Below are 14,179 nucleotides of genomic sequence, written 5' to 3'. Positions count from 1 at the left end.
CGCTGTCCGCAGCGGCGTTGGCCGGCCGGCGAGCGCACCCCAGCCGGTCCGTGACCAGGAGGCCTCGACCACCATGAACGCCCAGCCGAACGCGGGACGCCCCACCGGCGCCTCGACCCTCACCGAGCTTGAGCTGGCCAGCCCCTTCGAGAACCGCCACATCGGCCCCGACGCCGCCGCGCAGGAGAAGATGCTGGCCTCGGTCGGCTACGGCTCGCTGGACGAGCTCGCCGCCACCGCCGTTCCCGAGGCCATCCGCTCCATCACCGCCCTCGACCTGCCCGCCGGTCGCAGCGAGGCGCAGGTCCTCGCCGAGCTGCGCGAGCTCGCCGCCCGCAACCAGGTGCTCCAGCCGATGATCGGCCTGGGCTACTACGGCACCTTCACCCCGCCGGTGATCCTGCGCAACGTCATGGAGAACCCGGCCTGGTACACCGCGTACACCCCGTACCAGCCGGAGATCTCGCAGGGCCGCCTGGAGGCGCTGCTCAACTTCCAGACCCTGGTCTCCGACCTGACCGGTCTGCCGACCTCCGGCTCCTCGCTGCTGGACGAGGGCACCGCGGCCGCCGAGGCGATGGCGCTGGCCCGTCGCGTCACCAAGGTCAGGGGCGGCGTCTTCCTGGTCGACGTCGAGACCCTGCCGCAGACCGTCGCGGTGATCAACACCCGGGCCGTGCCGACCGGTGTCGAGGTGGTCGTCGCCGACCTGTCCGAGGGCATCCCGGCCGAGATCGCCGAGCGCGGCGTGTTCGGCGTGCTGCTGCAGTACCCGGGCGCCACCGGCGTGGTCCGCGACCTCGCCCCGGTGATCGAGCAGGCCCACGGGCTGGGCGCGGTCGTCGCCGTCGCCGCCGACCTGCTGGCGCTGACCCTGCTCAAGTCCCCGGGCTCGCTGGGCGCCGACATCGCCTGCGGCACCTCGCAGCGCTTCGGCGTGCCGATGGGCTTCGGCGGTCCGCACGCCGGCTACCTCTCGGTGCGCGCCGAGTACGCCCGCTCGCTGCCCGGCCGCCTGGTCGGCGTCTCCGTCGACGCCGACGGCAACCGCGCCTACCGCCTGGCGCTGCAGACCCGCGAGCAGCACATCCGCCGCGAGAAGGCCACCAGCAACATCTGCACCGCCCAGGTGCTGCTCGCCGTGATGGCCTCGATGTACGCGGTCTACCACGGCCCGGACGGCCTGGCCGACATCGCCCGCCGCACCCACCGCTACGCCGCAGCCCTCGCCGAGGGCCTGCGGGCCGGCGGCGTGGAGCTGCTGCACGGCGAGTTCTTCGACACCGTCACCGCCGTCGTCCCGGGCCGCGCCGCCGAGATCGCCGCCGCCGCCCGCGCCAACGGCATCAACGTGCACCAGGACGGCGCGGACCGGATCTCGGTCTCCACCGACGAGACCACCACCCGCGAGCACCTGGCGGGCGTCTGGGCCGCGTTCGGCGTCCACGCGGTCGAGGCCGCCGAGAACGCCGACGCGCTGCCGGCCGCGCTGCTGCGCGAGGACGAGTACCTGACCCACCCGGTCTTCCACAGCCACCGCTCGGAGACCGCCATGCTGCGCTACCTGCGCCGCCTGTCGGACCGGGACTACGCGCTGGACCGCGGCATGATCCCGCTGGGCTCCTGCACCATGAAGCTCAACGCCACCACCGAGATGGAGGCGGTCACCTGGCCGGAGTTCGGCCAGCTGCACCCCTTCGCGCCGGTCGACCAGGCCGCGGGCTACCTGACCCTGATCCGCCAGCTGGAGCAGCAGCTCGTCGAGGTCACCGGCTACGACGCCGTCTCGATCCAGCCGAACGCGGGTTCCCAGGGCGAGTTGGCCGGCCTGCTGGCCGTCCGCGCCTACCACCATGCCAACGGCGACACCCAGCGTGACGTCTGCCTGATCCCGTCCTCGGCGCACGGCACCAACGCCGCCTCCGCGGTGATGGCCGGCATGCGCGTGGTCGTGGTGAAGACCCTGGTCGACGGCGACGTGGACGTCGAGGACCTGAAGGCCAAGATCGAGCAGCACCGCGACAGCCTCTCGGTGCTGATGGTCACCTACCCGTCGACCCACGGCGTGTACGAGACCCAGATCACCGACATCTGCGCCCTGGTGCACGAGGCCGGCGGCCAGGTGTACGTGGACGGCGCCAACCTGAACGCCCTGGTCGGCCTGGCCAAGCCGGGCAAGTTCGGCGCGGACGTCTCGCACCTCAACCTGCACAAGACCTTCTGCATCCCGCACGGCGGCGGCGGCCCGGGCGTCGGCCCGGTCGCGGTGCGCGCCCACCTGGCGCCGTACCTGCCGAACCACCCGCTGCAGGAGGAGGCCGGCCCGGCCACCGGCGTCGGCCCGATCTCGGCCGCGCCGTGGGGCTCGGCGGCGATCCTGCCGATCTCCTGGGCGTACGTCCGGCTGATGGGCGGCGAGGGCCTCAAGCACGCGACCCAGGTCGCGGTGCTGAACGCCAACTACATCGCCAAGCGCCTGGCCCCGCACTTCCCGGTGCTCTACACCGGCCCGGGCGGGCTGGTCGCGCACGAGTGCATCATCGACCTGCGTCCGCTGACCAAGGAGACGGGCGTGACGGTGGACGACATCGCCAAGCGCCTGATCGACTACGGCTTCCACGCGCCGACGATGTCCTTCCCGGTGGCCGGCACGCTGATGATCGAGCCGACCGAGTCCGAGGACCTGTACGAGATCGACCGCTTCTGCGAGGCGATGATCGAGATCCGCGGCGAGATCGACAAGGTCGGCTCGGGCGAGTGGGCGGCCGACGACAACCCGCTGCGCAACGCCCCGCACACCGCCGCCACGCTGGCCGGCGACTGGGCGCACGGCTACTCGCGGCAGGAGGCGGTCTTCCCGGCGGGCGTGAACCCGGCGGACAAGTACTGGCCGCCGGTGAGCCGGATCGACGGTGCGTACGGCGACCGCAACCTGGTCTGCTCCTGCCCGCCGCTGGACGAGTACGGCGTCTGATCGGACGCGCGGTCATGGGGCAGGGCCCCGGCAGAACGTTTCTGCCGGGGCCCTGCCCTTCGCGCTGGTCGTCGTGCCAGGCGCCGGACCCGGTCCGGCGGGGGTTCGGGCCGGCCGGGTTCGCTCCGACGGGCTCGGGCCGCGTGGGCTCAGGCCGCGTGGGCGACGGGACGGCGCGGGGCGATCACCCGGCCGTCGGGCAGCAGCTCTCCGGTGTCCTCGAACAGGACGACGCCGTTGCAGAGCAGGCTCCAGCCCTGCTCCGGGTGGCAGGCCACCGGCTCGGCGGCCTCGCGGTCCGCGGACTCGGCCGACGGGCACTCAGGACGGTGCTGGCACATACGCGTACCCTCGCTTCGCTCTGCGATCCTCCCCGTGGTGCGGTCCCCGGAGGTCGAGCCGTCCGGAGCCGCCGTGGTGGTCGGATCCTGTCCGGGCGCCGACCAGGTGTTGACCGGCGCTCAAGTGGGTAGGACAGGTGGTCCTTCCACGCTGGTTCCCAGTGTCGGCATCTGCGGACGCGCGCGCAGGGATTTCGTGACATGCGCCACAACTCCCGGGCAGAGATCACCCGTTCAGGTGGGGCCGGAGGGAAATCGCGCACGGTCGGGTCAGTCGGGGCATGACCCGGTGGGGTCATGGCCGGTGGCCCGTCCAGGTGGTAGCCGTTCGGGTGAGGCCGTCAGGAGGCCGTCAGGGGGCCGCCGGGTGGGGCCGGAGAGCACGGCGAAGGGCCGCCGGGCGGACTGCCCGGCGGCCGGTGCGGTGGCGCGGGCTCAGGCGGAGCCGAGCAGCAGCGGTCCGGCGAGCGGTGTGCGGGCCAGCAGCGGGAGCAGCTCGGCGGCCGGGTAGGCGCGGTGCGCGGTGACCCCGAGCGGGGCCGGGGCCAGCGGGATCAGCAGATCGGCGGACGGGTCGGCGTCCGGGCTGTGCAGCCAGAGCGCGGTGGCGTACTGGCCCGGGAAGGTGAGCAGTCTGGGCTGGCGGCGGGGGCGGGAGCTCTGGGCGAGCTGCCAGGCCTCGCGCAGCGCCCGGACGGTGGAGGAGAGGTAGGGGCCGGCCGTGAAGTGGGAGAAGGTGTGGCCCTCGGGGCTCTGCACCACCTCGGCGGCGGCGGCCACGTCGGGGCCGTCCTTGATCAGGAAGCGCCAGCCGGTCCGGCGGGCGGCGGGGAGTTCGGGGCGCGGGCCGTCCAGGACGTGCACCGCGAGCGGGTGTGCCGGGAGCAGTGGACCGGTCGGGTGACGCAGCGCTGCGGCCGCGGGCTGGCGCAGCGCGGTCTCCGAGTCGAGCGCGCCCAGGACCGCGCGCAGCGCGCTCGGCGGGGGCTGGGGGGTCTGCAGGGTCATGGCGGGGTCCGCCTCTCCAAGCGAGATCGGCGTGCGAGTGCGGCATACCGGCGCGGCGCGGTGCGTCTTCGGTGACGGGGCCCGGCCTTGTCCGGTTGTGCAGGATCGCGGTGCCGGCGCGGTCGCCGCCGTCGACGAGGGACTCGGGGCGGGAACGGACCGGTCGGCACGCAGTGCGAACTCAGCGAACTTCATCGAACAAATGCGCAGGGTGATCTGTTTATCACAGGCAGTGGTGCCGGGCAAGTCTACAGATGGTCTGAATATCCGTCAGTTTCCTTGCATTGCAAGCCAGTACGCGCGTTCGGGTATCGATCTTCGAGGTGGGCATGATGCTGGCACGGTCGACCGGCCGGGTGTCTCAGGAGGAGGGGACCGTGGGCGAGAAGGTCGTGGCGACTCGGGCGGACCTGGCGGACCGGCAGCAGTACCGGCTCAAACTCCAGGCCTGTCTGGACGCGCTCGGGCGGATGTTGCGCGAGGACCGTTTCGACCGGCCGCGGGCGGTGATGGGGCTGGAGATCGAGCTCAACCTGGCCGACGAGCAGGGCCTGCCGGTGATGCGCAACGCCCAGGTGCTGAGTGCCATCGGGTCCAGCGACTTCCAGACCGAGCTGGGCCAGTTCAACATCGAGGTCAACATCGTGCCGCACCGGCTGTGCGGGCACGTCTTCGAGGAACTGCGCGAGGAGATCGACACCGGACTCCGCTACGCCGACCGGCAGGCCGCCGAGGCCGGCGCCCGGATCCTCATGGTGGGCATCCTGCCGACCCTGGAGAACGACCACACCGGGCTGGAGGCGATGAGCCACAACCAGCGGTACAGCCTGCTCAGCGACCAGATCCTGGCCGCCCGGGGGGAGGACATCGCGCTGGACATCGAGGGCGTCGAGCACCTCCAGCTGGAGTCGATCACGATGGTCGCCGAGGCCGCCGCGACCTCGCTGCAACTGCACCTCCAGGTGACCCCGGAGCGGTTCTCCTCGGTGTGGAACGCCGCCCAGGCGATCTGCGGGCCGCAGCTCGCGCTCGGCGCCAACTCCCCGTTCCTGTTCGGCCGTGAGCTCTGGCGGGAGACCCGTCCGGTGCTCTTCCAGCAGGCCTGTGACACCCGTTCGGCGGAGCTCAAGGCCCAGGGCGTGCGCCCGATCACGTGGTTCGGCGAGCGCTGGGTGGACTCGGCGTACGACCTGTTCGAGGAGAACCTGCGCTACTTCCCGGCGCTGCTGCCGATCTGCGACGACGAGGACCCGCTGAAGGTGCTGGCCTCCGGCGGCGCGCCCCGGCTCGCCGAGATGCGGCTGCACAACGGCACCATCTACCGGTGGAACCGGCCGGTGTACGACGTCGCCGGCGGGGTCGCGCACCTGCGGGTGGAGAACCGGGCGCTGCCGGCCGGTCCGACGGTCGCCGACACCCTGGCCAACGCGGCCTTCTACTACGGACTGGTGCGGGTGCTCGCCGAGCAGCCCCGGCCGGTCTGGACCCGGCTGCCGTTCGAGCGGGCGGACGAGAACTTCCGGCAGGGCGCCCGGTACGGCATCGACGCGGTGTTCCAGTGGCCGCGCCCCGGCCGGGCCGGCCGGGCCGGCCGGAGCGGCGGACTGCAGACGGTGTCGGCGGTCGACCTGGTCCTCAACGAACTGCTGCCGATGGCCCACCAGGGACTGGACGAGTGGGGCGTGGAGCCCGTCGATCGGGACCGCTACCTGGGGATCATCGAGCAGCGCTGCCTGCGCCGCACCAACGGCGCGGCCTGGCAGAGCGCCACCTTCCACCGGCTGCGCGAGCGGTACGGGATGGACCGTCCGGCCGCGCTCGCCGCGATGACCAGGCGCTACGCCGAGCACATGCGGGGCGGCGAGCCGGTGCACACCTGGCCGGTCGGCTGAGCCGCCCGCCCGCTGTGTCAGGATGATCGCTCCGGTCGTCGGCCGACCGCCGGAGCCATCACCTGCTCGCCGCAGGATCCGTCTGCTGGAGCGCCCGTGACGACCCGCCCGACCGTGCCGGAGACCGCGCGGCCCGACCGCCGCCTGCTCGGGGCGGAACTGCTGATCGTCCTCGGACTCTCGCTCGGCGCCAGCGGGATCAGCGCGCTGATCAGCTTCGCCGGCTCGCTCACCGCGCCGATCCAGCTCGGGCAGCAGGTCGCGACCCTGAACGGCTCGCACGCGCCCGGGCGGCCCTGGCTGGACCTGGTCTGGCAGCTCTACTACATCGGGCGCGGGCTGATGCCGGTGGTGCTGGTCGGCTACCTGCTGGTGCGCGAGGGCGCCTCGCTGCGGGTGCTGGGCTTCGACCTGCGGGAGAAGCTGCGCGACCTCGGCCGGGGCGCGGGCGTCGCGGCCGCGATCGGCGGCTCCGGGCTGGTGCTGTACCTGGTCTCGCAGGCGGCCGGGTACAACCTGACGGTGGCGCCCTCGGGGCTGCCGGACGTGTGGTGGCGGGTGCCGGTGCTGGTGCTGTCGGCCTGGCAGAACGCCGTCCTGGAGGAGGTCGTCGTCCTCGGCTACCTGCTGCGCCGGCTGGGTCAGCGGGGGTGGTCCTGGCCGGCCGTGGTGGTGGCCAGTTCGGTGCTGCGCGGCTCGTACCACCTGTACCAGGGGGTCGGCGGGCTGGTCGGCAACATGGTGATGGGGGCGGTGTTCTGCCTGCTGTACCGGCGTTGGGGGCGGGTGATGCCGCTGGTGGCGGCGCACGCGCTGATCGACACGGTGGCCTTCGTCGGGTACGCGCTGCTCGCCGGGCACGTCAGTTGGCTGCCTACCCCCTGACGGCCGTTCCGCCGGCTGACAACGACAGGGCGCGCGGCGGACGGCTGAGCAGCCGGTCGACGTGCCGGCGCTCCAGGCCCTGGCCGGGGTCGATCGGCAGCAGCAGGCGGTCGCGGCGCCAGAGCGAGCGGCGGACCAGCCGGGACGGGATCACGTCGTCCACCCAGGCGAACGGTCGGCCCTCGGCGTAGCGCAGCAGCGGGGCCCACTTGCGGGCGGAGAACAGCTCCATCAGCGGGACGCGCGGGTCGCCGGGGTGGGGGACGTCACCGGTGAAGCGGACGAAGGGGAGCGGGTCCAGGCCGATCGCCGGGGCGATGTGGGTGTTGGCGTGCTCCTCCCAGGTGGTGGCCCAGACCAGCTCGTACGTTCCGGAGAGCTCGCGCAGCCAGGCGCCGTGCTTGGCGGCGAGCAGGACGGCGTAGCCGAGCAGGGTGTGGGAGTCGAACCCGGCGTCCGGATGCGGACAGACCGGGTTCAGCACCCCGTCGACGTCCAGGAACAGCAGTGGCTTAGGCACCGGTGGGCCCCCCAGGTGGATGGTGTTTCCTACCTGGTCGGACGAACCATTCGCACCGGTGGTTGCTCGGCAGCGGGCGCACGCGGGGCGCACAGGGCGCTCACGGCGTGGGCGTGGGCGCGACGGCGGGCACCGGTGCGTCCGCGGTGCTTCGGTGCGGGTCCCGGCGGGAGAGCCGGCGGACCTGGGGGTCGATCAGCACGAGGGCGCTGAGCAGCAGGCAGAGCCCGGCGCAGGCCCAGAGCGCGCCGGACAGGCCGAGCACGACGGCGGCGGGGCCGGCCAGCGCGGTCCCGATCGGGGCCAGCGAGTAGGAGCCGAGCTCGTCGTAGGCGGTGACCCGGGAGAACATCTCCTCGGGGATCTCCTGCTGGAGCGCGACCATCCAGTTGACGCCGAAGACCGTGACGCCGACGCCGGAGAGGAACATCGCGGCGATCAGCAGCGGGAGCGGGAAGCGGGCGGCCAGGGCGAGGGCGGGCAGCCCGAAGAGGAACACGCCCCAGTTGCCGACCAGCAGGATCCGGCGGGGACGCCAACGGACCATCAGCAGGCCGGTGGCCACCAGGCCGAACCCGTAGGCGGACATCGCCAGGCCCCAGTCGGTGGCGCCGCCCAGGTACTCGTTGGCGTACGTCGGCCCGTACACCGCCTCGACCGCGTTGATGCAGGCGATCAGGACGGCGAACTGCAGCACGATCACCCAGAGCCAGCGGCGGGAGGAGAACTCCCGCCAGCCCTCGCGCAGGTCGCGCAGCATGCTGCCGCCGGAGGGGGCCGGCGCGGACTCGGGCTCCAGGAGGAAGCGCAGGGCGGCGGAGAGCAGGAAGCAGAGGGCGTCCAGGGCGAGCACCCAGCCGGGGCCGACGGCGGTGGTGAGCGCTCCGCCGAGGGCGGCCCCGCCGATCTGGGCGGCGTTCTGGCTCATCCGGAAGACCGAGAACGCGCGGGTGGCGTGCTCCTGGGGGACGGCCTGCATGATCATTCCGCCGGCCGCGGGGGCGTAGAGGGCGTAGCCGGCGCCGCCGGCGGCGGAGAGCACCAGCAGCTGCCAGAGCCGGACGTCCCCGGCCAGCACCAGGGCGGCCAGCACGGCCTGGGCGACGGCGCTGAACAGGTTGGCGCCGACCATGATCCGGTGGCGCGGCAGCCGGTCGGCGAGGGTGCCGCCGAGCAGCAGGAACAGGACGGTGGGCAGCAGGCGGGCGGCGGTGACGTAGCCGACCTCGGCGGTGCCGCCGCCGTTGCCGAGGACGGCGAACGCGGTGGCGATCGGGGCGCCGGCGTTGCCGAGGCCGCTGATCACGGTGGCGGCGGTCTGGATGCGGAAGTTGCGGCTCGCCCAGGCGAGGCGGCGGGCGGGCGGCGGGTGTGGGGTGGGCACCCGGGTGACTATGGCCGGAGTTCGTACAGGTGTCCATCGGGTTTCGCAGCTGCCCGGTGGCGTGGGCGGGAGCGGTCCCGGGCGTGGGCCGGAAGCGCTCCGGGGGTCAGCCGAGGTGGCCCCAGAGGAAGGTGAGGGTGCGTCGCCAGGCGGTCCGGGCCTGGAGGGCGTCGTAGCCGCCGAGCGGGTTCTCGTCGTTCATGAAGGCGTGCCCGGCCGGGTAGAAGTGGATCTCGGGGCGGACGTCGGTGGCCTCGCCGATCCGGATCGCGGCCTCGTCCACGGCGGCCATCGGGATCGAGCGGTCGAGCTCGCCGAAGTGGCCGAGGACGTGGGCGGTCAGGCCGCGGTAGTCGAAGTCGGGGTCGGGCGGGAGGCCGTAGAACGGGACCACCGCGGCCACCCGGTCGCCGGCCCGGGCCGCCAGCATCAGGGCGAAGCCGCCGCCCATGCAGAAGCCGACCGCGCCGACCGCGTCGCCGACCACGCCGTCCAGCGAGAGCAGGAAGCCGACGGCGCCGAAGAGGTCCTCGACGGCCCGCTCGACCGGGAGTTCGCGCTTGAGCCGGGCCGCCTCGGCGCTGTCGTGGGTGGTGGCGCCGCCGAACAGGTCGGGGGCGAGCACGGTGAACCCCTCGGCGGCGAAGCGGTCGGCCAGGTCGGCGACGTGCGAGGTGAGCCCCCACCACTCCTGCACCACCACCAGTCCCGGCCCGATCCCCTGCGGGGGGCGGGCCAGGTACCCGTGCGCGGTGCGGCCGTTGCTCGGGAAGGTGACGTTCTGCCGGGAGCCGCCCTGGTCAGGCATGGCTACCTCTCGGTGGGTCGGGCCGCGTGCGGCGGGGGAGGGGGAGCGGGCGGGGACTCAGCCCATCTCCTCCAGGGCGCGGCCCTTGGTCTCCTTGATGCAGAAGGCCACGAACGGGATGGAGAGCAGCGCGAAGGCCGCGTAGATGATGTACGTCGCGGAGAGGTTCCAGTCGGCGAGGTCCGGGAAGCTGACGGTGATCGCCCAGTTGGCGATCCACTGGGCCGAGGCGGCGACCGACAGGGCCAGCGCGCGGATCCGGTTGGGGAACATCTCGCCGAGCAGCACCCAGACCACCACGCCCCAGGAGAAGGCGAAGCAGAGCACGAACACGTGCGCGGCGATCAGGGCGACGGTGGCGTGGGTGTTGTCGAGGGTGGCGGTGTCGCCGGTGCCGCTCCGGTAGGAGAAGGCCCAGGCGGCCGTGGCCAGGGCGAGGGCCATCCCGATGGAACCGGCCAGCGCCAGCGGCTTGCGGCCGATCCGGTCCACCAGGACCATCGCGATCACCGTGCCGATCACGTTGATGATCGAGGTGGAGAGGCTGATCAGCAGCGAGTTGGACTCGTTGATGCCGACCGACTGCCAGAGGAAGGAGGAGTAGTAGAAGATCACGTTGATGCCGACGAACTGCTGGAACACCGAGGCGCCGATGCCGACCCAGACGATCGGCAGCAGACCGAAGCGGCCGCCGAGCAGGTCCTTGAGCCGGGGTTTGTGGGAGGACTCCAGCACCTGGCGGATCTCGGCGACCCGGGCGTCCAGGTCGACGTCCTCGCCCTCCACCTCGACCAGCACCTTGCGGGCCTGCTCCTCGCGGTGGTCGGCGATCAGGTAGCGCGGCGACTCCGGGATGGAAAGGGCCATCAGGCCGTACACCAGGGCCGGGATGGTCTCGACGCCGAGCATCCACTGCCAGGCCTGGATGCCGCCGAGGTGGCCGGTGGACTCGCCGCCGGCGGCCTGGTTGAGCGCCCAGTTGGCGAGCTGGGAGACGGTGATGCCGAGCACGATCGCCATCTGCTGGAAGGACGCGAGCCGGCCGCGGTAGGCGGTGGGGGCGACCTCGGCGATGTAGGTGGGGGCGATCACCGAGGCGATGCCGATCGCGACGCCGCCGACCACGCGCCAGGCGGCCAGCGCCTCGATGTTCGGCGGGAACATCGAGCCGATGCCGCTGGCCGCGAACAGCACGGCGGCCAGCAGCATGGTGCGGACCCGGCCGAGGTGGTCGGCCAGCCGTCCGGCGGCCACCGCGCCGACGGCCGAGCCGAGCAGGGCGATGGCCACCACGAAGGCGGTGGTGCCGTGGCCGACCTCGAAGTGCTTCTGGATGCCGGTCACCGCGCCGTTGATCACGGCGCTGTCGTAGCCGAACAGGAAGCCGCCCATCGCGGCGGCCGCCGAGATGAAGATGACGTGGCCGAGGTGGGCCTCCCCGGACGCCCCTGGGCTGTGGACTGTGGACAACGCGCGCTCCCCGAGGTGGACGGGCCCGCTCCGACGGGCGGGCAGGACTCGTCTCACATTCGAGCAGCGCGGCGGCCGACCTGCCCGGGCTGGGCGCCGATCGGGTGAAACGGGGTCAGTCGACGGCGCGTCCGCTGGCCGCGCGCCGCTGATGGCGCCGCAGCAGTTCGGTGCGGGCGGCGGCGTCCTGGTCGCGGCGCAGCGCCGGGCCGTTCGCGCGCTCGGCGAGCCGCCCGGCGATCGCCCGCTGCTCCTCGGCCGGCTTCTTGTCGTCGTACTTGAACTTGGCGCGGACCTCGCGGACCGTCAGTCGGAGTCCGCGCAGGCCGGGCAGCAGCCGGGCGAGCTCGTTCGGGCCGGGGACCACCCGGAAGTCCGGGGTCTCCGGCTGGAAGTGCGCCAGCTGGCGGTTGAGGATCTCCGCCTTGCCGGCGGCGGACTCGACCACCTCGGCGGTGCAGTGGAAGTGCACCGAGGCGTAGTAGCTGGTGGGCGTGCCCGGCTCGCCGCGCCAGTGGCCGGGGGCGAAGGCGTAGCCGTCGGTGACCGCCAGGGTGACGTTGGGGTCGGCCCGGACGGCGGCCAGCAGCGGGTTGGGCGCGGCGAGGTGGAGCAGGATCTCGCCGCGCTCCTCGTCCAGCAGGAAGTGCGTCGGGACCAGCACCGGGCCCTCGCCGGGGCGGCCGTTGGCGGCGAGCAGGCCGAAGTCGCGGCCCTCGGCGAGCCAGGCCCGCCACTCGTCCTCGTCACCGCGGTCCCAGGATCTGATCAGCATCGGAGGGTTCCGTTCAGCGCGGGAAGCGGTGCATGTGTGCCGGGAGCGGGACGGTCGCGTCGTGAGGTTCGGGGGTGCCGTACACGGTGCGGACCGGGACGATGCCGGACCAGTGCGGCAGGTCGGCGTCGGCCGGGTCGTCGTTGGCGCCGTCCGAGCGGGTCTTGGCCGAGACCTCGTCCAGCTCCAGCCGGATCACGGCGGTGGCGGCGAGCTCCTTGGGATTGGCCGGGCGGACCTCGCCGGAGCGGCCGGGGACGACCTGGTCGACCAGGGCGGCCAGGGCGACGTCCAGCTCCTCGGGGTCGGTGACCTGGTGGGCGGTGCCGTGGGCGACCACCGAGCGGAAGTTCACCGAGTGGTTGAACGCGGACTTGGTCAGCACCAGGGCGTCGACGTGGGTGACGGTGACGCAGACCTGGAGGCCCTGCTCGTCGGCGGCGCCGCGCAGCGGGCGGCTGCCGGTGGAGCCGTGCAGGTAGAGCCGGCTGCCGACCCGGGCGAAGATCGTGGGCAGCACGACCGGGGCGCCGTCGGCGACGAAGCCGAGGTGGCAGACGAAGGCATCGTCCAGGACGGCGTGGATCGCCTCCTGTTCCCAGGTGGCGCGGTCCTTGTAGCGGGTCGGGGTGGTCCGGGGGGTGCGGGCGTAGGTGGACCCGTGGGTGTCTTCAGGGCTCGCCGACATGACAACCTCTATGTACTAGTGCATAATCGTGTTTGTGCTAGGAGACTATCCGCTGAAAGGGCGACGCGCCAGCGAAATCGCGGCCCACATCGAACAGGGCGTGAGCAGCGGGCGGCTCGCCCCCGGAACCGCGCTGCCTCCGCTGCGCGACCTCGCCGCCGAACTCGGCGTCAACCCCAACACCGTGGCCGCCGCCTACCGGCTGCTGCGCGACCGCGGCGTGATCGAGACGGCCGGCCGCAAGGGCAGCCGGATCCTGCCCCGGCCCGCGCTCACCCCGCGCGACCAGATCCGCATCCCCGTCCCCGCGCACGCCCGCGACCTCGCCAGCGGCAACCCCGACCCGGCGCTGCTGCCCGACCTCGGCCCGGCCCTGGCGGCCGCCGCCGAGGCCGCCAGGGCCGAGCCGGTGCTCTACGGGCACCCGCGCCTCGACCCCGGACTGCACGAACTCGCCCGCGGCTCCTTCGAGGCCGACGGGCTGCCCGGCGGCCCGATCGCGGTCGCCTCCGGTGCGCTGGACGCCGTCGAGCGCACCCTCGGCGCCTGGCTGCGCCCCGGCGACGCGGTGGCCGTGGAGGACCCGGGCTGGGGCAGCCTGCTCGACCTGCTGCCCGCGATGGGGCTGCGGCCGGTGCCGGTCCGGCTGGACGACGAGGGGCCGCTGCCGGACGCGCTGGCCGGGGCGCTGGCCGAGGGTGCCCGCGCGGTGGTGGTCACCAGCCGGGCGCAGAACCCGACCGGTGCGGCGGTCGGCGCGGAACGGGCGGCGGAGCTGCGGGCCGTCCTGGCCGAGCACCCCGGGGTGCTGCTGATCGAGGACGACCACGGGCACGGCATGGTCGACCAGCCGTACCGGTCGCTGGTCGGCGCCGGGCCGCAGCACTGGGCGGTGGTGCGTTCGGCGGCCAAGGCCTACGGGCCGGACCTGCGGGTGGCGGTGATGGTCGGTGACGAGGAGACGGTCGGCCGGGTCTCCGGGCGGCTGCGGCTCGGCGCGGGCTGGGTCAGCCACCTGCTGCAGCGCACCGTCGTCGAGCTGTGGCGTGCCGACGCGGTGCCGGTCGCGAGCCTGGCCGCGACCTACCGGGCGCGCCGGGACGCGCTGTTGACGGAGCTGGCGGCGCGCGGCATCGAGGCGCACGGGGCGAGCGGGCTGAACGTCTGGGTGCCGGTGCCGGACGAGACCTCGGCGCTGGCGGCGCTGGTGCAGCGCGGCTGGGTGGCGGCGCCCGGAGCGCGGTACCGGATCCAGTCGCCGCCCGGGCTGCGGTTCACCGTCGCACGCCTGGACCCGGCGGACGCAACGGAACTGGCCAACGATCTGGCAGCGGTTCTGGGAACGGACGGTGTCGACACCCGGCTGGTCTGAACCCGTCGGTAACAAAGCGGGAAACCTGCTGCAGGTGCCTAGCGGTGACCGGCGCGGCCATG

The 14,179-nt window shown here is 73.3% G+C and carries 12 protein-coding genes; 4 read left to right on the top strand and 8 right to left on the bottom strand.

Annotated elements, in window-relative coordinates; all coding sequences use genetic code 11:
- Positions 1-73: 73 nt before the first annotated feature.
- Positions 74-2,974 (top strand): aminomethyl-transferring glycine dehydrogenase, encoded by a 2,901-nt coding sequence (gene gcvP, locus ABTZ03_RS11245; RefSeq protein ID WP_350512639.1) that lies wholly within the window; start codon positions 74-76, stop codon positions 2,972-2,974.
- Positions 2,975-3,123: 149 nt separating this feature from the next.
- Here the strand turns inward: gcvP and ABTZ03_RS11240 are convergent, their stop codons facing one another.
- Together ABTZ03_RS11240 and ABTZ03_RS11235 are read right to left on the bottom strand one after the other, a co-directional pair.
- Positions 3,124-3,315 (bottom strand): DUF5999 family protein, encoded by a 192-nt coding sequence (locus ABTZ03_RS11240; protein WP_350512638.1) that lies wholly within the window; start codon positions 3,313-3,315, stop codon positions 3,124-3,126.
- Positions 3,316-3,750: 435 nt separating this feature from the next.
- Positions 3,751-4,323, bottom strand: coding sequence for a hypothetical protein (locus ABTZ03_RS11235; protein ID WP_350512637.1), 573 nt, complete (start codon positions 4,321-4,323; stop codon positions 3,751-3,753).
- A gap of 377 nt (positions 4,324-4,700) precedes the next feature.
- On the opposite strand from ABTZ03_RS11235, the gene ABTZ03_RS11230 reads away from it, so the two are divergent.
- Together ABTZ03_RS11230 and ABTZ03_RS11225 are read left to right on the top strand one after the other, a co-directional pair.
- Entirely contained in the window at positions 4,701-6,215 is a 1,515-nt protein-coding gene (locus ABTZ03_RS11230) for a glutamate-cysteine ligase family protein (RefSeq protein ID WP_350512636.1), read from the top strand.
- A gap of 96 nt (positions 6,216-6,311) precedes the next feature.
- A complete protein-coding gene (locus ABTZ03_RS11225) occupies positions 6,312-7,100 on the top strand; it encodes a CPBP family intramembrane glutamic endopeptidase (RefSeq protein ID WP_350512635.1) in 789 nt (262 codons plus the stop codon).
- Here the strand turns inward: ABTZ03_RS11225 and ABTZ03_RS11220 are convergent.
- The 6 genes from ABTZ03_RS11220 to ABTZ03_RS11195 form a co-directional block, all read right to left on the bottom strand.
- Positions 7,090-7,620: an HAD domain-containing protein gene (locus ABTZ03_RS11220; protein ID WP_350512634.1), complete on the bottom strand. Its 531-nt coding sequence runs from the start codon at positions 7,618-7,620 to the stop codon at positions 7,090-7,092. The two genes, ABTZ03_RS11225 and ABTZ03_RS11220, sit on opposite strands and share 11 nt — an antisense overlap.
- 100 nt (positions 7,621-7,720) lie before the next feature.
- Positions 7,721-9,004, bottom strand: a complete 1,284-nt coding sequence (locus ABTZ03_RS11215) for an MFS transporter (RefSeq protein WP_350512633.1) — start codon at positions 9,002-9,004, stop codon at positions 7,721-7,723.
- Between the two features lie 106 nt (positions 9,005-9,110).
- On the bottom strand, positions 9,111-9,812 hold the full coding sequence (locus ABTZ03_RS11210) for a dienelactone hydrolase family protein (RefSeq protein WP_350512632.1): 702 nt from the start codon (positions 9,810-9,812) through the stop codon (positions 9,111-9,113).
- Between the two features lie 57 nt (positions 9,813-9,869).
- The gene (locus ABTZ03_RS11205) at positions 9,870-11,282 is read right to left on the bottom strand and encodes a sugar porter family MFS transporter (protein WP_350512631.1); all 1,413 of its coding nucleotides are present in this window, start codon (positions 11,280-11,282) and stop codon (positions 9,870-9,872) included.
- 115 nt (positions 11,283-11,397) lie between these two features.
- Complete coding sequence (locus ABTZ03_RS11200) at positions 11,398-12,057, bottom strand: FMN-binding negative transcriptional regulator (protein WP_350512630.1); 660 nt, start codon at positions 12,055-12,057, stop codon at positions 11,398-11,400.
- A gap of 13 nt (positions 12,058-12,070) precedes the next feature.
- Positions 12,071-12,745 carry a pyridoxamine 5'-phosphate oxidase family protein gene (locus ABTZ03_RS11195; protein WP_350512629.1) on the bottom strand — a complete coding sequence of 225 codons (675 nt, stop codon included), beginning with the start codon at positions 12,743-12,745 and terminating at the stop codon, positions 12,071-12,073.
- Between the two features lie 34 nt (positions 12,746-12,779).
- On the opposite strand from ABTZ03_RS11195, the gene ABTZ03_RS11190 reads away from it, so the two are divergent.
- Entirely contained in the window at positions 12,780-14,117 is a 1,338-nt protein-coding gene (locus ABTZ03_RS11190; RefSeq protein WP_350512628.1) for an aminotransferase class I/II-fold pyridoxal phosphate-dependent enzyme, read from the top strand.
- The last annotated feature ends 62 nt before the right edge of the window (positions 14,118-14,179 follow it).

Source organism: Kitasatospora sp. NPDC096077 (assembly GCF_040303245.1).
GTDB lineage: Bacteria > Actinomycetota > Actinomycetes > Streptomycetales > Streptomycetaceae > Kitasatospora.
The sequence above is the reverse complement of the archived record's forward strand: the minus strand, read 5'-3'. Positions and strand labels throughout refer to the sequence as shown.